General features: G+C 73.6%; 1 pseudogene. It reads right to left on the reverse strand.

The annotated features are described in order from the left end of the window. A pseudogene (locus KVS71_RS18375) lies at positions 1-242 on the reverse strand (hypothetical protein); the annotation flags it as partial.

Raw genomic sequence — 242 nt, forward strand, 5'->3', positions numbered from 1 at the left:
GGATCCAGAGGGCCCCGTACGCGAGCACCGCCAGCGCCACCGGCACCGCCCACCCCCACGCGGTCGGGCCGGCCGCCGTGATCGCAGGGACCGTCATGCAGTGCGCCTGCCCTGCCCTCTCGAACACCAGGAGCACTCGGGGCACCGCCGGGCTCTCGAGCTTCGGTCTCGGCGGGAGGGGGATCAGCAGCAGGCTCGGCAGGAAGATCGCGAGACTCACCGCCAGGCCGAGCTGTGCGACC

The organism is Microbacterium sp. GbtcB4 (assembly GCF_019091465.1).
GTDB classification, from domain to species: domain Bacteria; phylum Actinomycetota; class Actinomycetes; order Actinomycetales; family Microbacteriaceae; genus Microbacterium; species Microbacterium paraoxydans.